Source organism: Steroidobacter denitrificans (genome assembly GCF_001579945.1).
Classification (GTDB): domain Bacteria; phylum Pseudomonadota; class Gammaproteobacteria; order Steroidobacterales; family Steroidobacteraceae; genus Steroidobacter; species Steroidobacter denitrificans.
This window is the reverse complement of sequence record NZ_CP011971.1, coordinates 3,231,457-3,249,804: the sequence shown is the minus strand read 5'-3', so window position 1 is coordinate 3,249,804 and position 18,348 is coordinate 3,231,457. Positions and strand designations below refer to the sequence as shown.

The window sequence follows — 18,348 nt, the reverse complement described above, 5'->3', positions numbered from 1 at the left end:
CACCCATTCAGGTAACGAGCATGTTGCCGAGTCTTCCGAATCGTCGCATCGTGTTTTTTCGGGCTGCCTGTACCCGCCGTCTTGGCGTACCGGACCGCGCGAGAGGCATGCATGCGGGGCGGGCCATAAGCATGGAGGCCTTGCTCCTGTCGGCCCTGCTCCTGTCGGCTTTTTTCCTGGGCGGCTGCGCGCTGAATCCGGTCACCGGCAGTCCTGACCTGGTGTTCCAAAGCGAAGCAGGCGAAATCAAGCGTGCCCAGGAAGTGCATCCGATGCTGCTGCAGCAGTTCGGCGGAGCCTACGACGATGCGCGGCTGCAGGCCTACGTCGACGAGGTGGGGCAGCGTGCCGCCAGGGTGAGCCACCGTCCCGATCTGAAATATACGTTTACGGTACTCGACAGCGAAGATATCAACGCATTCACGACCGGCGGCGGCTTCGTCTACATCACTCGCGGCATCATGAATTATCTGAATTCGGAGGCTGAACTCACGGCGGTGCTCGGACATGAGATCGGCCATATCACGGCACGGCACCCGGTGCGCCAGCAAAGTAAATCGACGCTTGCCGGCATCGGCTCTGCGGTGGTGGGGATTGCCACTGGCAGTGGTGATCTGGCGGGGCTGGCCAATTATGCAGGCGCGGCATTGATCAGCGGCTATGGCCGTGAACAGGAACTGGAGGCCGACCGTCTGGGGGCGGAGTACCTGGCGAAGGCGGGCTATGCCCCGGAACACATGATCGATGTAGTGCGTCTTTTAAAGAATCAGGAATTGTTCGAGATTCAGCGAGCCCGCGAGGAGAATCGCAAACCTCAGGTCTATCATGGCCTGTTCGCCTCGCATCCGGACAACGACCAGCGTTTGAACCAAGTGGTCAAGGCCGCCGACAAGCTGCACGGCACGGCCGATGTTCGAGATCCGGGACGCGAGACCTATCTGCAACAGATCGCAGGCCTGCCGATGGGAACAAGTCGCGCCCAGGGTGTGCTTAAAGCCAATCGTTTCTACCACGCCGACCTGGGGATGACGATCGCCTTTCCCAGCGGCTGGCAGGTCGGAAACCTTTCTGATCGCCTGATCGCGGTATCTCCTGCAAAGGATCACGTATTGCAGATGCAGACGCAGGCGCCTCCGCCGAACACCGGCCCACGCGAATTTCTGTCGCGCCTGCTGGCAAACTCCAGTGCGGGTCCGGCCGAGGCAATCGAGGTGAACGGACTGCAGGGATATACGGCGGTCGTGCGTACGGCTAAAACGGCCTTGGGCGTAGTGCCGGCTCGATATGCCGTCATTTATTACAATAATCTGGCATACGTGTTTGCCGGCGCGAGTCGAGGATCGAACGGTAAGCCGGCGGCGGATCCGCTCTTCATGTCGAGCATCAAGACGTTCAGGCGCCTGAGGCAGAATGAGTTTACGCTGGCTGAGCCCTACAAGATCAAGATCGTACCGGTGGAGAGTGGCACCCGCATCGCGGACCTGGCGAAGTCTTCACCACTGGTTAGCTATGCCGAGGCGCAATTGCGACTATTGAACGATCTGTATCCAAACAAGGAGCCGGTACCAGGCCAGTTGCTCAAGATCGTTCAATAGCGTGCTCGAGGTTTCTTCGGTGAAACAGGAATCACGGCACGTCCGGCCGATTTTCTGAAATACTACGATAAGCTTGGCGAATGCCGGCATAAGGTAGACGAATAACGCCTGCGGTTGGCCTGCATCGGCGGCGATCGACCGTCAAAATTACGGAAAAGCAGGCTTCCGTGCGTAAGTTTCATGCTTGATTCAGCGCCAGTGTCATGTAAGTCTGCGCGTCCTGATTTTTTGTGCCCTATATCCATCTTGATCGGGAATCGCTGTACATGGCCGAGAAAGCATTCGAATTGACCAACCTGGTGACCGGTAAGAAATCGATCGCCGAGATCAAGAGCGGAACGCTGGGTCCGGATGTGCTTAATATTGCAAGCTTGGCGCGTGATCACGACATGTTCACGTTCGATCCCGGCTTCATGGCGACTGCTTCCTGCGAAAGCAAGATCACCTATATCGACGGCGATCAAGGAATACTGCTGTATCGAGGCATTCCGATCGAGCAATTGGCCGAAAAGAGCAACTTCCTGGAAGTATCCTACCTGCTGGTCAACGGCGAACTGCCTACGGCTCAACAGCTGGGCGAGTTTTCGCATGCCGTGCAATACCACACGATGATCAATGAATCGCTGCTGCGGTTCTTCAACGGCTTCCAGTACAACGCGCACCCCATGGCGATGCTGTCCGGTGTGGTGGCTTCGATGGCGGCGTTCTATCACGATTCCATGGACATCAATAACCCGCGTCATCGCGAAATCTTCGCCCATCGCGTCATTGCCAAGATCCCGACGATCGCCGCAGCTGCCTACAAGCACTCCCTTGGCCAGCCTTTTGTCTATCCGCGCAACGATCTCGACTATTGCTCGAACCTGCTGCACATGTTTTTTGCCGTGCCCTGCGAGCAGTACAGCGTCGATCCGGTGGCTGCCCAGGCATTGGACTTGCTGTTCATCCTCCATGCCGACCACGAGCAGAACGCGAGCACTTCCACCGTGCGTATGGCCGGCAGCACCGGGACGAACCCCTATGCCGCGATCTCTTCGGGCATCTCGGCCCTGTGGGGTCCGGCGCATGGCGGTGCCAATGAAGCCGTATTGGCAATGCTGGAGCAGATCGGCACGGTGGAGAATGTGCCCAAGTACCTGGCCAAGGCGAAGGACAAGAACGACCATTTTCGCTTGATGGGTTTCGGCCACCGCGTTTACAAGAATTTTGATCCGCGCGCGACGATCATCCGCACCATGTGCCACAAGGTGCTGGCGAAGCTGGGCAAGTCCGATAATCCGCTGTTCGAGTTGGCGCTGAAGTTGGAAGAGATCGCGCTCAAGGACGAGTATTTCGTCGAACGCAAGCTATATCCGAACGTGGATTTCTACTCGGGCATCATCTACAGCGCCATCGGTATTCCGCAGTCCATGTTCACGGTGATGTTCGCGATCGCGCGCAGCGTGGGCTGGGTCGCACATTGGCAGGAAATGATCGCGGATCCCGCCATGAAGATCAGCCGTCCGCGCCAGATCTATACCGGTCCGGCGCAGCGCGACTATATGGAGATGAGCGATCGCGGCTGATTCCGCTATTCGCTTGCGGCGATGAGCGCTTCGACCTCGCCGGCCGAAGCTCGCCGCATCGGTCGGCCGTCCACGGGGCTTGCCGGCGACTGCCGGATGCCGTCGACCGGGAATACCACGGCATCGACGCCCTGATCTCCCGCGGAGAAGCGCACCACCGGATAAGTGATCTGCCGATTCGGTTCGTAGCGCAGCCGGCGTTCGGCCATGTGATAGGGCACGCCCAGATCCAGGAGATGCATGAGGACGGGTTCGGCGCCGTCGGCGAACAGGTGTAGATCGATCTCGGAATGTGCCGAGGCTGTGCCGCTGAGCACCGGACCCACCAGGCGCGGTTCGAAATTCTTCAACAGACGCATCGCTTCCAGTGCCGAGCAGCGCAGCCGCTTCAAGATCAAAGCATGAGTGGTGGCACGGAACAGGCGATGATGGGCGGCGAGCGCCGCCTCGATCTCAGTGTTCCTGGGCAGCACCGAGGCATCCGTGGCACCCAGACGTTCGGCGGCCTTGCGTTTGGCTACGCCATAGTCGTCGATGCCCTGTTCGGACATGATCCGGGCAGCTTCCTGAGCCAGGGTGGCGCGCAACTGCCCGGCACGGGTGTGAATGCGCCGGCCCGCGGGAAGCGGTTCAGAATAGTGATTCTTCCTTTTGCTCTTCATCGGCATTGCCATTCAGGTCGGGCAAGGCGCTGTCGTACGCTGCTTCAGCGGGTAGATGTCCCGTCATAAAGGTTTCGAAAATGGCATTCGGTTCGCCCGGCCGTGCGGCCAGCCCGGTGTCCGCCGAGATGCGCATCGAGACCAGCTCGGGCGGAATCTCCCGCTTTTGCTCCGGCAGGCCTTCGAGTGCGTCAGCCATGAAATAGATCCACATGGGCAAGGCCGTGCGGCCGCCTTCCTCACCCGGCCCGAGCGAACGCTCCTGGTCGAATCCGACCCAGGCGGCGCCGACCAGGGCTGAATTGAAACCACAGAACCAGGCATCGCGCCGATCGTTCGTCGTGCCGGTCTTGCCGGCAAGATCCCGCCGATTCAACTGCCGCGCCCGTACCCCCGTTCCGCGCCGAATGACATCGGCCATCATGTCAGTCATCAGAAAGGCATTCTGTGGCGAGATCGCAGCCTCGGCCAACTGTTCCGGCTGCAGGTAACTCGAGCTGTTCGTCTGACCCAGACCGACCGGTACCCCGGGCTGCGGTGCCTCCGGCGTGTTCCATGGACTGCCATCCGCCATATCGAGGTAAAGACCGGGCCGAAGTGCTTCGATTTCCGGCATAGGCATGCATTCGGCACAGACATAGCGCGGCTGCGCCTCGTAGATCACTGCGTCATCGGGACCGATGATTCGCTGCAGATGATAGGGTTCGACGCGGAAGCCGCCGTTCGCGAACACCGAATAGGCCCGCGCCATTTCCAGCGGCGACACCTGTGCAGTGCCTAATGCCAGCGTCAGGTTGTGCGGCATGCTGGCCTGCGTGAAGCCGAAGCGCTCGATGAACTTCGTGGCATACGCCGGGCCGAGCGCATTCATGATGCGGATCGATACCAAGTTGCGCGAGCGTACCAGCGCCTCGCGCAGGCGCGTGGGCCCGTGGAACTGCCGCGTGACGTTCTGCGGCCGCCAGCTGCCTTCCATGGCGGCATCTTCGATGACTAGCGGCGCATCGTTGATGAGGCTTGCCGGCGTGAAGCCATGATCCAACGCCGCTGAATAAATAAACGGCTTGAACGCCGAACCAGGCTGTCGCCGAGCCTGTACCGCCCGGTTGTAATTGCTGATGTAATAGTCGAACCCGCCGACCAGGGCGGCTACCGCGCCGTCGCGCGGATCCACGGCCACGAACGCTCCCTGCGCCTCCGGCAACTGAGCCAGCCGCCATGTATCCGAGCGTTCCTGGATCATGTAGACGATATCGCCCGGGGCGAGAACGTCGCCGGCACGTCGCAATACCGGGCCCACGCTGCCATCGGCTCGCGGCGTGCGCGCCCAGCTGATGCCGCTCCAGGCAAGAGCAAGGCGGCCGTGCACCCGTGTCCAGGCGACCGCGCTTCTTTCCTCCACGGACAGGATCAGTGCGGGTTCCAGTCCGCCCGGCCGCGAATACTCGTTCAATGCCTGCGACCATTGTTTTTCATCGGCGTCGGCCTCAAGCGCGGTGCGACCCGCCGGGCCGCGATAGCCGTGCCGCTGGTCGTATTCTACGAGCGCGCCGCGTAAGGCGCGCACTGCAGCCCCTTGCAGGCGACTGTCGATCGTCGCGATGGCTTTATAGCCCGCCGTGTAGATTTCCGGCCCCAGGCGCTCGAGCAGATCCGCACGCACCATTTCGGCGACATAGGGTGCTTCCACCTGTACTGCCGGGCCATGTAGATGCGATTTCACCGGTGCATTCACGGCGATGTCATGTTCGTCCTGGGTAATGAACCCCTTCTCGCGCATGCGCCGCAGTACATAGGCGCGGCGTTGTTTCGCCAGAGCGGGGCTTGCCACCGGATTGTCGCGCGAAGGCAGTCGGAATGTGCCGGCGATCAGAGCGATCTCCGGCAGGGTGAGCCGGTCGACGGTCTTGCCGAAATAGACTTCGGCCGCGGCGCCGATGCCGTAAGCCCGCTGACCCAGGAACATCTTGTTCAGATACAACGCCAGGATTTCTTCCTTGTCGAGTTCCTGCTCGATGCGCAAGGTGGTGAAGATCTCCAGGAGCTTGCGCCGATAGCTTTTTTCGGGACTCAGGAAAATGCCGCGCGCCAGTTGCATCGTGATGGTGCTGCCGCCCTCGGCCTTGTTACCGGATATCAAGTGGCGCAGGGTTGCGCGGGCCAGTCCCGGGTAGTCGACTCCGCCATGCTCGAAAAAGTCATCATCTTCGGCTGCCAGTACCGCGTTCACCATCTGCCTGGGAATTGCCGTATAGGTCAGCGGGATGCGGCGTTCCTCGCCGAATTGCGCGATCAGCCTGCCGTCGCGGCTGTAGACCCGCAGCGGTTCGCGCAGCCGGATATCCTTGATCGCCGAAACATCCGGCAAGGCCGGATGTAGATACTGATAGGCGCCCAGCAAAGCCAGGGCCGCAGCGCCCACTAAGGCCAGCAGGATGGCGCCCAGGACGCGAGGAGGTGAAGAAAGGTAACGTCGCATAGCAACAAAAAATCCTAAGTCCTTGCTTTATCCTTGCCTTGCCGGATGGGACCATGCCATATTGCTTTGCAAATAACGGCGCCGGAGTGCGTCGGGAATGATACGGGTAGCGGCAGATCAACGTCAGCCGTTCCGCCTGGTACCCTGGCATACCGTGCGGATCGGACTCTGGAGAGAACCCTATCCGAGGTCGGGTTGCCCCTGAATCGACAAAGACAGCGACTTGGCGCCAGGCAACTGCCGACTTTCAGGAGTTTGCTCGAGAACGTCGCGATGGTATTTCGTGAGCCCGCTCACATTCAACTTAACACGGGGCTGTATATAGTTGCTGCCCGTGTTTCGTGTCCGATCTCTGATCATCACCCAAGTGTCTGATCTGATAAGGGAATCCGCGTGCTCTTAACCGCAAAATCCCGACCCCTGCTGGGGCTGGACATAACGACCTCATCGGTCAAGCTCATTGAATTGAGCATGAGTGGCGGCCAGTACCGGGTAGAATCCTATGCGGCCGAAGCCACGCCGCCGAACTCCATCAACGAAAAGGCCATCGTGGATGCCAGCGCAGTCGGTGAAGCGATCAAGCGGGCCGTAAAGCGTTCCGGCGCGCGCGCCAAGGAGGCGGCGGTGGCTATCAGCGGCGATGCGGCGATCACCAAGGTCATCCAGATGCCGCGTACCCTGAGCGAAAACGAGCTCGAGGGTCAGGTGGAGATGCAGGCCGACCAGTACATCCCTTTCCCCATGGAAGAGGTCAGCTTCGATTTCGAGGTCATCGGACCTTCGGAAAAGGATCCCGACATGTTGGATGTACTGCTGGTCGCGACCCGCTCGGAAAATGTCGAGCAGCGCCTGGCAGCCTGTGCCGCCGCGGGTCTGGTGGCGAAGATTGTCGATGTCGAGGCATTTGCACTCGAGAATGCCTGCCGTCTGCTGACCCACCAGATGCCCGATGGGGGGCTCAGCCGGGTCATCGCGGTCGTGGATTTCGGCGCCAGCAGCACCACGTTCAGCGTCTTGCGCGACCTTAAGGTCATCTACACGCGAGATTTCGCCTTCGGCGGTCAGCAGCTGACCGAAGAGGTCATGCGTACCTATGGATTGAGCATGGAAGAGGCGGGCCGCGCCAAGAAGGAAGGAGGATTGCCGGGCAATTACGAAACGGACGTATTGGGGCCGTTCATCGATGACATGTGCCAGCAGGTCAGTCGCTCGCTGCAGTTCTTCCTCGCCTCCGGTGCCGGCCGCGAGCAGCCCGAGCAGATCCTGATCTGCGGGGGATGCGCCAACATCCCGGGCGTTGCGGAAATGATCCAGAGCCGAGTGGGTATCGAGGCGCAGCGTGGCGATCCGTTGGGGCAGATGAAAGTCAGCCAGAAAGCCAAGGCACAGGCCGTGAAGAAGGATGCAACGGCGTTGTTGACGGCCTGCGGTCTGGCGTTACGGAGTTTCGACTGACATGCCAAGAATCAACCTAGTTCCCTGGAGGGAAGCCGAGCGTAAGCGCCGGCGCCAGGAGTTCGGTGTCGGCATTGCAGGGGCATTGGTGCTGGCAGGCGTTATTGCGCTGGCGGTGAACTGGCAGATGGGCGCCGCCCTGGACAAACAGAATGAGCGCAACCAGTACTTGAAGGACGAAATTGCGCGCCTGGATAAGCAGATCACGGAGATTCTGGCGCTGGAGCAGCAGAAGGAAAGCCTGCGCGCGCGTATCCAGGTCATCGAGCAGCTCGAACGCAGCCGCCCCGAGATCGTGCATGTGTTCGACCAGTTGGTTCGCACCATTCCCGATGGCGTCTACTTGACCGGTGTGAAACAAACGAATCGCAAGCTGCAGATCAAGGGCGTGGCACAGTCCAGCACACGTGTGGCTTCCTACATGCGTAACATCGACGCATCGGCATGGCTGGCCGATCCGGCATTGACCATTCTCGAGACCAAGGGCTCTGGTGATGCGGGCTCGGAATTCACGCTCAGCGCCTCGCAGGAGAATCCGCAGCTACCGATCGACAAGGAAGCCAGCCCGGCTGCACCAGCCGCCAGGAGGACTGCGCGATGAGTACGTTCATCGAACAGATGCGCGAGCTGGATCCCAATGATCCCGGCCGCTGGCCGATCGCCTTTCGATTGGGGGCGATCAGCATCATTTTCCTGATCGCGGTCATCGCCCTGGCCTATTTCCTGGCATGGAAACCCAAGAAGCCGCAGATCGACACGGCGCACGCGGCAGAGCAGACGTTGCTGTCGACTTTGGAGCAAAAGGCGAAGAAGGCCGCAAACCTGGACGCCTACAAGGCTCAACTGACTGAAATGGAGCAGTCTTTCGGCGCTATGCTGCGCAAGCTGCCGAACAAGACCGAAGTGCCCAATCTATTGACCGACATTTCCCAGCAGGGTGCGGGCGCAGGGCTGGATCAGAAACTGTTTCAACCGGGTCAGCTCGCGATCCGGGACTTCTACGCGGAACTGCCGATCAAGATGCGCCTGACAGGCAGTTATCACGCGATCGGTGCGTTCGTCAGCGGTATTGCTGCACTGCCGCGTATCGTCACCCTGCACGACGTGGAGATTTCATCCGCCGCCCGGGGCGCAAGCTCGGACGAGTTGCAGCTGGACGTCACCGCCAAGACCTACCGTTACCTGGACGAGGACGAACTGGCTGCCGCTGCGCCTGCGGCGAAACCTGGCGCCAAGCCCAAAGGCAGGCGCTAAAGCATGGACACGTCACTCGGATCGTCATCCATGAAACCAGTCATGACCGCCCTCATGTCGCCTGAACACCAGATTCGGGTTCGAACGCCATCGTCGTGGCTGCCGCTGTTGCGGATTCCCATGCGAATTCCCCGGTGGATCTTCAGCGGACTGATGCCGCTGGGCTTGATGTCCCTGGGACTGGCATCGCTGAGCGGCTGTTCGAATGACATGCAGGCGCTGCAGCAGCAGGTGGCCGAAATCAAGAGTCGTCCCGGCGAGCGTATCGAACCCTTGCCGGAGATCAAGCCTTACGAAGCGTTCACCTACAGCGCCGCGAACCTGCGCTCGCCGTTCACACCCAGCGCGCCGGTACGCAACGATCTGGCCGCGGGTGTGCGTCCCGATGTGAAGCGTCCGCGCGAATTCCTGGAGCAGTTTCCGCTCGACACCATGCGCATGGTCGGCACGTTGCAGCTGCAGGGCCGCAACTACGCCCTGGTACAGGGCAAGGATGGACTGGTCCACCGCGTGCTGCCGGGGAATTTCATGGGACAGAACGATGGCCGGATCGTCGGCATCACGAACACCAGAATATCTATCATCGAGATCGTTCCCGATGGTCTTGGCGGGTACATCGAGCGTCCAGCCGCGCTGGCACTGACAGAATGATCCCCAGAATGATGCCCAGGGAGAAAGCCAGAATGTCGTCCTCCTTCATTGCCATGCGCGCCCCCCGGGACCAGGCGGGCAGAACCTCCGGCACGTCGGTTCGCATGCTGCCGGTGCTCGCACGGCGCCTCATGGCGTTTGCGCTGATTCTCGCGGCTCCCGGCGCACTCACACTCGTTCAGGCGGCGAGTCAGGGGGCCAACCGGCTGGAGAGTATCCAGGCGCACACGGTGTCGGGCAACAAGGTGGAGCTGACCTTGCGCCTGAGTGATCCGGCGCCGACGCCGCTGAGCTTTACCGTGGACAATCCGGCACGTATTTCGCTGGATCTGCCCGATACGTCAGTGGCCCTGGCCTCGCGGCGCATCGATGTGAAACAGGGGGTACTCGATACAGTCAACGTTGCCGAGGCGGGCGGACGCACCCGGGTGGTATTGAATGTCGATACGCTGGTGCCGTATGAAACCCGTGTCAACGGTAATGACATCATTGTGACCGTCGATGCCGGCAGCGGTTCCCGGATGGGCGCGACGTCCTCGGGGTCGGCCATGTCGATGGCCACGAGCCGGGCGGTGCCGGTATCCGGTCAGCGCAGCGTCAGCAACATCGACTTTCGCCGCGGCAGCGACGGCTCCGGCCGGATCATCGTCCAGTTGACCGACTCGAAGGTTCCTGCCGATCTGCGCCAGGAAGGCGGCCGGGTGATCGTCGATTTCGCCCGTACAACCTTGCCCGAAGCGTTGATGCAGCGTCTGGACGTGGTCGACTTCGCTACGCCGGTCAATACGGTCGATGCCCTGCGTATCGCCGACGGCGCCCGCCTCGTGATCGTCGCCAGCGGCGACTATGAACAGCTGGCGTACCAGTCCGACAATGTCTATACGATCGAGATCAAGCCGGTAGTGAAACTGCCGCCGGAATTGCAGGATGTGAAGGAATACACCGGTGAGCGCCTGACGCTGAACTTTCAGGATATCGAAACCCGTGCCGTGTTGCAGCTGCTGGCCGACACCAGCGGCCAGAACATGGTCATCACGGACACGGTGTCCGGCAACGTCACCTTGCGCCTGCAGAACGTGCCCTGGGATCAGGCCCTGGACGTGGTGATGCGCACCAAGGGCCTGGATATGCGCCGCGAGGGCAATGTGGTCTTCATCGCGCCCGCGGCTGAAATCGCGGCCCGAGAGAAGGAATTGCTGTCGGCTCGTCAGCAGGTGCAGGAGCTGGCGCCGCTGCGTACCGAGTATTTGCAGATCAACTACGCCAAGGCTGCGGATCTGGCTGCACTGATCAAGTCCGGTGCCGGCAACTCACTGTTGTCCGAGCGCGGCAGCGCCGCTATCGACGAACGTACCAACACCTTGTTGCTGCAGGATACCTCAGAGCGGCTCGCCGACATCCGCCGGCTGGTTTCCACTCTGGATATCCCCGTGCGCCAGGTGCTGATCGAGGCGCGCATCGTGATCGTCAGCGACGATTACAGCCGCGAGTTGGGCGTGCGCTTCGGTGTGACGGCCGCATTCAATCACGGTGGCAGCGACGGCGGCGGCATCGTCGGCGCGAACGGTTTCGTGACCGAGGACGACGAATACATTCTCAGCCGCGGGCCGTTGGGTCAGGGAAGGGGTACACCGGGCTTCGTGCAAGGCAATCCCAGCGATCGTTACATGGTCAACTTGCCGGTGGGCAATCCGGCGGGGCGCTTGGCGCTGACCTTGCTGGACTCCGATTACCTGGTCGATCTGGAGCTATCGGCCGCTCAGGCCGAGGGACGCGGCGAGATCATTTCATCTCCACGGCTGATCACGGCCAACCAGCGTGAGGCTACCATCGAGCAGGGCGTGGAAGTTCCCTACCAGGAATCCTCTTCCTCGGGCGCGACTACGACTTCGTTCAAGAAGGCCGTGCTGAGTCTGAAGGTGACGCCGCAGATCACCCCGGACAACCGGGTCATCCTGGATCTGACCGTGTCCAAGGATAGCGTCGGCCAGTTGGTCGCCAGCGCTACCGGCGGTTTCGTACCCAGTATCGACACCCGCGAGATCGTGACCCAGGTGCTGGTCAATGACGGCCAAACCGTCGTGCTCGGCGGCATCCTGGAGACCGAGCGCCGCGAGAGCGAGCAGAAGGTACCTTACCTGGGCGACATCCCGGTGCTGGGCCGGCTGTTCAAGAGCACTTCCAGCACCGACAACAAGGATGAATTGCTGATTTTCGTGACCCCCAGGATCCTGCGCGAAGGTTCCAATCTGTATTGATTGCTCGAAAGCGCCCCGGGATTCCTTCCCGGGGCGCCCGCCTTCATCCAGGACACCGCTGGAAATCGCTCAGGGGCAGGTGGCCCCTGCTCATGGCCTTGGTCTGCCGTGAATCCGCAGGCACGGCGGACCAAGGCCACGAGCGGGACTTCCAAGCCGTCCAGGGTTCCAACCCATTCAAAGAGCAAGACGCGCCGGCGGAGGGCTCGAAATCAGGACTTGCCACGTATTGGCTGATCCATCGGCGGACTGCAGCCTCGCTCAAGATTCTCGTCCGCCGTGCCTGCGGATTCACGGCGGACGAGAATCTTGAGCGAGGCCCCCAACCCACCTGGAAACGGGCCGATCGGTACGGAGCCGCCTTCGGGCGGCTTCTTCGTTTATAGTCATGGGAGTCCATGACCGTAGACAACGACTTTGAATCCGCACAGCGGCACCAGTATCTTTCTGATCGGCCCCATGGGCTCGGGGAAAACCGCTGTGGGCAGACAGCTGGCCAAGCTGCTGGACCTGCGCTTCCATGACAGCGACGCAGAGATCGAGCGCCGCACCGGGGTCGATATCCCTTATATTTTCGAGAAGGAAGGCGAAGACAGCTTTCGCGAGCGGGAGCGTGAAGTGATCGAGTCCTTGACCGCGCTAAAGAACGTGGTGGTCGCCACCGGCGGTGGAGCCGTGCTGGATCCTCGCAATCGTGAGTGTCTTGCCGGACGCGGCTGTGTCGTGTACCTGAAGGCCAGCGTGCGCCAGCAGTTGGAGCGCACCCGCCATGGCCGGCAACGTCCGCTGCTGAACCAGGGGGATCCGGAATCGACGTTGCAGGCGCTGATGAACTTTCGCGCACCTTTGTACGAGTCGATGGCAACCCTGATCGTCCCCACCGACGGACGGCATGTGCGCGCGGTTGCCGAAGACATCGTGAAGCGCCTCGAGGAGCGAGCGACCTCATGTTGAAACAAGTCCCGGAGCAGACCATGACCGCAAGCCGGTCTCGTACCGCTGCAGACGAGTATGCCGCCCGCCGGTCCGGCGGGCGGGCGGGCATCGAACGGATGAACATCGAACAGGTCGACATCGATCTGGGGGTCCGCAGCTATCCGATCCTGATCGGCCCGGATTTGATCGATGACGAATCGTTGCTCGCGCGGCATGTCCAGGCTCGCAACCTGCTTATCGTCAGCAATACGACGGTGGCTCCTTTGTATCTGCAGCGCCTGCAGCACAGCCTGGGTGAGCGGCGCGTCGGTAGTGTGATCCTTCCCGACGGAGAGCAGCACAAGACCCTGGAAAGTATGGCCCTGATCATCGATGCCCTGATCGAACAGCGTCTGAATCGCGATGCTGCGGTGCTGGCCCTGGGCGGCGGCGTGATCGGCGACATGGCCGGCTTTGCCGCCGCCTGTTATCAGCGCGGTATCGACTATGTACAGGTTCCGACGACCCTGCTGGCACAGGTCGATTCCTCCGTAGGCGGCAAGACCGGCGTCAATCATCCGCAGGCCAAGAACATGATCGGCGCATTTCATCAGCCTCGCTGCGTCATCGCCGACACCCGGGTTTTGCGCAGCCTGGCCGAGCGTGAATACCGGGCCGGAATCGCCGAGATCATCAAGTACGGGATGATCCACGATGCGGCGTTGCTCGACTGGCTGGAGCAATCCGCCGAGGCGCTGCTGGCCCGGGAGGACGAGGCGATCATGTACGCGGTGCGCCGCTCCTGCGAGATCAAGGCAGCGGTGGTCGCAATCGATGAACGCGAGCAGGGATTGCGTGCCATCCTGAATCTGGGACATACCTTCGGTCACGCAATCGAAACCGCCACCGGCTATGGTCGGTGGCTGCACGGGGAAGCGGTGGCGGCCGGCATGGTGATCGCAGCGGATATGTCGCGGCGATTGGGCTGGCTGCACGAGGCGGATTGCGAGCGGCTTATACGCCTGCTGCGGCGCTTCGGTCTTCCGGTGGACGCACCGCATATCGGTGCGCAGCGTGCACGGGATCTGATGGGCCTGGACAAGAAGGTGCTGGATGGCCGTATCCGCCTGGTGTTGCTGCCGCAGCTGGGGCAGGCGCAAGTGGTGAGCGATTATACGTCTGAGGCGCTGGATGCGAGCTTGCGAGCATATTTCGACCCGGCCGGCGAGCGGCGCATCTGATCATGAGCGCACAATCTTCGTGCAATTGGCAAGGCAGCCCGGCGGACGGTTCGGGCGGGTCGGTGGGTGCGCCGGGCCGCGGTCCGGCCGGTACGTCGAACGAAGGATTTGCGGACATGTCCAAAACCGGATTTGCCGGGATGCCGTCCCAGCAGACATATCAAGGGAAGGCCTTGCGGACATGTTAGGGGAAGGCCTTGCAGGCATGTCAAGAGAAGGCCTTGCGGCCTATGCCGCTCATGACGAGCACACGCGCGGTCGGGGGCATGCCGAGGATCTGCCGGCGTTCCGCAGCGAATTTCAGCGTGATCGCGATCGTATCATCCACTCCACGGCATTCCGGCGCCTGGTCTACAAGACCCAGGTCTTCGTTAATTACGAAGGCGATCTGTATCGCACGCGCCTGACGCATTCGATCGAGGTTGCGCAGATCGCGCGTACGATCGCGCGCGCCTTGCATCTGCACGAGACCTTGACGGAGGCCATCTGCCTGGCACACGATTTGGGTCATACGCCTTTCGGCCATGCCGGACAGGATGCGCTCAATGAACGCATGCGCGCGTATGGGGGCTTCGAACACAACCTGCAGTCGCTGCGCGTGGTCGATGAGCTCGAGGAACGTTATGCGGACTTCCCGGGACTGAATCTTACCTTCGAGACGCGCGAGGGCATCCTCAAGCACTGTTCACTGAACGATGCGCGTACGCTGGGCGAGATCGGCGAGCGTTTCATCAAGCGGCAACAACCCTCGCTGGAGGCGCAGATAGCCAATCTGGCCGACGAGATTGCCTATAACAACCATGATTTGGACGACGGTCTGCGTGCCGGTCTGATCACTCTGGAAGAGCTCAGAGAGGTGCCGTTGTTCAGTGCCCAGTATGAGCGCGTCCATGCGGCCTGGCCTAAGTTGAGCGGGCGTCGGCTGATTCACGAGATCGTGCGCCGCATGATCAATCATGTGGTCACAGATCTGATCGTGACGACCGGCGAGGCGATTGCGGCAGCCGCACCGGCGAATATCGATGCGGTGCGTACCTGTCCGAACGCGCTGGCACGATTCAGCCCATCCGTGACGGCGGAACATCTCCAGCTGAAAAAATATCTGCGCGACAAGGTTTACCGCCACTATCGAGTATTGCGCATGACCCGCAAGGCGCACACGGTCATCGGTGACTTGTTCGATGTGTTCTATGCGCGGCCGGAATTGTTGCCTTCCGAACATCATCAGGCAGTTTTGCAGATGGAGAGGCAGGCCGGCGAGCATGGCCGTGCCCGCGCGGTAGCGGACTATATCGCCGGTATGACGGATCGCTATGCGATCATCGAGCATGAGCGCTTGTTCGATCCGGCAAAGCGGAGTTGAGCGCGCCGGCCATGCCGGCGGGACCCGCCGATATGATTCCAGTTTTTGGAGCGATGCCGAGGTTTCATGTTGAAAAACGATTTGCTGCTGCGCGCCCTGTTGCGTCTGCCCGTAGAGCGCACGCCGGTATGGATGATGCGTCAGGCCGGCCGCTACCTGCCTGAATATCGTGCCACGCGCGCCCGCGCCGGTAATTTCCTGAAGTTGTGCATGACACCCGAGTTGGCCTGCGAGGTGACTTTGCAGCCGCTGGCGCGTTTTCCACTGGATGCGGCCATCCTGTTTTCGGACATACTGACGATTCCTCATGCGCTGGGGTTGGGGCTGCAGTTCGAGACGGGTGAAGGGCCTCGTATCGAGCGGCCAGTGCGGTCGCGCAGCGATGTCGTACGTCTGGGTGTGCCGGATCCCAACGTGGAATTGCGCTATGTGATGGATGCCGTGCGCTTGATTCGCCGCGAACTCGACGGGCAAGTGCCGCTGATCGGTTTTGCCGGCAGTCCCTGGACCGTGGGGACGTATATCGTAGAGGGGGGCGGTTCGCGGAATTTTTCGCGCATCAAGGCCATGATGTACGAAGATCCGGCAACGCTGCATGCCTTGCTGGCCTTGCTGACCGATTCGACCCGTCTGTATCTAAATGCACAAATCGAGGCGGGCGCGCAGGCGGTGATGATATTCGATACCTGGGGCGGGGTTCTCTCGCCGCAGCGCTATCTGGATTTTTCGCTGCATTACATGCGTGACATCATCGGCGGGCTGCGGCGCAAACATGAAGGGCGGCAGATACCCGTCATCCTGTTCACCAAGGGTGGAGGCGCGTGGTTGAAGGCGATGGCGCAAAGCGGCTGCGACGCCTTGGGCGTGGACTGGACGACCGATCTGGCCGATGCGCGTCGTGCCGTGGACGATCGTGTGGCATTGCAGGGCAACCTGGATCCGAACTGTCTGTATGCATCGCCCGTGCGAATACGCGAGGAAGTGGCTGCCGTGTTGGCCAGCTATGGCAGGGGGCACGGTCACGTGTTCAATCTGGGTCACGGTATCCATCCGGAGATTCCGCCCGAACATGCCGCCGCGATGGTTCAGGCCGTGCATGAACTGAGTCCCGCCTATCATCGATAGGGACATGCACTGCACCGGCCGGCGCTTGGATGCGCCGGTTGTCCGATTCCGCCGCTGACAATTCTGTGGTCTTACGTTCCGTAAGGAAAGCTATGCCGGCAATTCGTCCCGCAAGGCCTTGCGCCGTATCTTGCCTACGTTCGTCTTGGGCAATTCGTCGCGAAAATATACATGCTTGGGTACCTTGTAGTTGGTGAGTTCCTTACGGCAATGATCGATCAACTGCTGTTCGGTCAGGTTCGGATCCTGGCGTACCACGAACAGCGCGACGACCTCGCCGGAGTGCCGGTCGGGCTGAGCGACGGCTGCGACTTCCAGAACACCTGGATGTGTTGCCGCGACACTCTCGATCTCGTTGGGATAGACGTTGAAGCCCGATACCAGGATCATGTCTTTCTTGCGATCCTCGATGTATACGTAGCCTTGCTGGTCCATGCGCCCGATGTCGCCGGTGCGCAGCCAGTCACCGATCATCACCTGCGCGGTTTCCTCAGGGCGGTTCCAATAGCCGCGCATCACCTGGGGGCCGCGCACGCAGATTTCACCGACCTCTCCGATGTCCAATGCCTGTCCCGCATCATCGCGTATGCTGATTTCCGTGGAAGAAATCGGCAACCCGATGGAACCGTTATATTCGATGGTAAAGGGATTGATACAGGCCGCCGGTGAGGTTTCCGTGAGGCCCCATGCCTGGGTCAGTGTGTTGCCGGTGACCCGCTTCCAGCGTTCGGCCACTGAGCGCTGCACGGCCATGCCGCCGCCCAGGGTGATGCGCAGCGCACTGAAATCCACTGATTCGAAGCCCGGCGTATGCAGCAAGGCGTTGAACAGGGTATTGACGCCGCTGATGTATGTGAAGGGATGCGCCTTCAGTTCCTTGACGAAGGCCGGAAAGTCGCGCGCGTTCGCAATCAGGATGTTGTGTGCGCCATAGTGGGTGAACACCAGCCAGTTCGCGGTGAGTGCGAAGATGTGATACAGCGGCAGCGCAGTGATGATCGTATCCTTGCCGGCTCGGGCCTGGATGCCGATCCAGGCTGCCGACTGCAGTAAGTTGGCCACCATATTGCGGTGAGTCAACATCGCGCCCTTGGCGACGCCCGTTGTGCCGCCGGTATACTGCAGGAAGGCGATATCGTCGTGCCCTACTGCGACGGGCATGAACGTCAGGAAGCCGCCTCTGTCCAGTGCGGCGTTGAAGCGTACTGCGCCCGGCAGCTTCCAGGGTCGAATCTGTTTGCGTATATGGCGTACCACCAGATTGACGAGCGATGATTTCGGCCATCGCAGCTGGTCGCCCGCACCGCTGATGATGACTTGCTCGACCCGAGTGCGGGCGATCACCTCACTGAGCGTGTGCGCGAAATTCTCCAGGATCACGACGGCCTTGACGCCTGAATCATTGAGCTGATGCTCGAGTTCGCGCGCGGTATACAGCGGATTGGTGTTGATTACCACCAATCCGGCGCGCAGCGCCCCGAACAGGGCGATCGGATACTGCAATACGTTCGGCATCATCAACGCGATGCGTTCGCCCTTGCCGAGCTTTGCTTCCTGCTGCAGCCAGGCGGCGAAATCCCGCGATAGCTGTTCGTATCTTCGATAAGTAAGCGTCCTGCCCATACTCGTGTAGGCCGGCAGGTCCGCATAGCGCGCGCAGCTTTCCTCCAGCAGATGCACCAGCGAGGAATATTCATCGGGATTGATCTGCTCCGGCACGCCGGCCGGATAGTTCTTGAGCCAGATCTTGTCCACGCCGTGTTGTGCTTCTTGTGCTGCGTTCAT

At 60.9% G+C, this 18,348-nt stretch carries 14 protein-coding genes; 11 read left to right on the top strand and 3 right to left on the bottom strand.

The features are described 5' to 3' along the window. Nucleotides 1-20: 20 nt before the first annotated feature. Together ACG33_RS14495 and ACG33_RS14490 are read left to right on the top strand one after the other, a co-directional pair. Entirely contained in the window at nucleotides 21-1,595 is a 1,575-nt protein-coding gene (locus tag ACG33_RS14495) for a M48 family metalloprotease (RefSeq protein ID WP_066922237.1), read from the top strand. 266 nt (nucleotides 1,596-1,861) lie between these two features. Next, a complete protein-coding gene (locus ACG33_RS14490; protein ID WP_066923536.1) occupies nucleotides 1,862-3,160 on the top strand; it encodes a citrate synthase in 1,299 nt (432 codons plus the stop codon). 5 nt (nucleotides 3,161-3,165) lie between these two features. Here the strand turns inward: ACG33_RS14490 and ACG33_RS14485 are convergent, their stop codons facing one another. Next, entirely contained in the window at nucleotides 3,166-3,822 is a 657-nt protein-coding gene (locus ACG33_RS14485) for a hypothetical protein (RefSeq protein ID WP_066923533.1), read from the bottom strand. Continuing rightward, nucleotides 3,791-6,301: a penicillin-binding protein 1A gene (locus ACG33_RS14480; protein ID WP_066922235.1), complete on the bottom strand. Its 2,511-nt coding sequence runs from the start codon at nucleotides 6,299-6,301 to the stop codon at nucleotides 3,791-3,793. Before ACG33_RS14480 ends, ACG33_RS14485 begins: the two co-directional genes overlap by 32 nt. 393 nt (nucleotides 6,302-6,694) lie before the next feature. On the opposite strand from ACG33_RS14480, the gene ACG33_RS14475 reads away from it, so the two are divergent. From ACG33_RS14475 to hemE, 9 genes are all read left to right on the top strand, one after another. Beyond that, complete coding sequence (locus tag ACG33_RS14475; protein WP_066922233.1) at nucleotides 6,695-7,756, top strand: pilus assembly protein PilM; 1,062 nt, start codon at nucleotides 6,695-6,697, stop codon at nucleotides 7,754-7,756. 1 nt (nucleotide 7,757) lies between these two features. Then, nucleotides 7,758-8,357, top strand: a complete 600-nt coding sequence (locus ACG33_RS14470; protein WP_066922231.1) for a PilN domain-containing protein — start codon at nucleotides 7,758-7,760, stop codon at nucleotides 8,355-8,357. Next, nucleotides 8,354-9,010: a type IV pilus inner membrane component PilO gene (locus tag ACG33_RS14465; RefSeq protein WP_066922229.1), complete on the top strand. Its 657-nt coding sequence runs from the start codon at nucleotides 8,354-8,356 to the stop codon at nucleotides 9,008-9,010. The genes ACG33_RS14470 and ACG33_RS14465 overlap by 4 nt, the downstream gene beginning before the upstream one ends. A 120-nt stretch (nucleotides 9,011-9,130) precedes the next feature. Continuing rightward, nucleotides 9,131-9,661, top strand: coding sequence for a pilus assembly protein PilP (locus ACG33_RS14460; RefSeq protein ID WP_066922227.1), 531 nt, complete (start codon nucleotides 9,131-9,133; stop codon nucleotides 9,659-9,661). A 32-nt stretch (nucleotides 9,662-9,693) separates the two neighbouring features. Beyond that, nucleotides 9,694-11,919: a type IV pilus secretin PilQ gene (pilQ, locus tag ACG33_RS14455; protein ID WP_237392639.1), complete on the top strand. Its 2,226-nt coding sequence runs from the start codon at nucleotides 9,694-9,696 to the stop codon at nucleotides 11,917-11,919. Between the two features lie 459 nt (nucleotides 11,920-12,378). Further along, nucleotides 12,379-12,873, top strand: a complete 495-nt coding sequence (locus tag ACG33_RS14445; protein ID WP_066923527.1) for a shikimate kinase — start codon at nucleotides 12,379-12,381, stop codon at nucleotides 12,871-12,873. A 104-nt stretch (nucleotides 12,874-12,977) separates the two neighbouring features. Continuing rightward, complete coding sequence (gene aroB / locus ACG33_RS14440) at nucleotides 12,978-14,075, top strand: 3-dehydroquinate synthase (protein WP_157071873.1); 1,098 nt, start codon at nucleotides 12,978-12,980, stop codon at nucleotides 14,073-14,075. Nucleotides 14,076-14,256: 181 nt separating this feature from the next. Beyond that, nucleotides 14,257-15,438, top strand: coding sequence for a deoxyguanosinetriphosphate triphosphohydrolase (locus ACG33_RS14435; protein ID WP_407696460.1), 1,182 nt, complete (start codon nucleotides 14,257-14,259; stop codon nucleotides 15,436-15,438). Nucleotides 15,439-15,504: 66 nt separating this feature from the next. Continuing rightward, nucleotides 15,505-16,563: a uroporphyrinogen decarboxylase gene (hemE, locus tag ACG33_RS14430; RefSeq protein WP_066922221.1), complete on the top strand. Its 1,059-nt coding sequence runs from the start codon at nucleotides 15,505-15,507 to the stop codon at nucleotides 16,561-16,563. Nucleotides 16,564-16,653: 90 nt separating this feature from the next. On the opposite strand, the gene ACG33_RS14425 is transcribed toward hemE, so the two are convergent. Then, nucleotides 16,654-18,348, bottom strand: coding sequence for an AMP-binding protein (locus tag ACG33_RS14425; protein ID WP_210399101.1), 1,695 nt, complete (start codon nucleotides 18,346-18,348; stop codon nucleotides 16,654-16,656).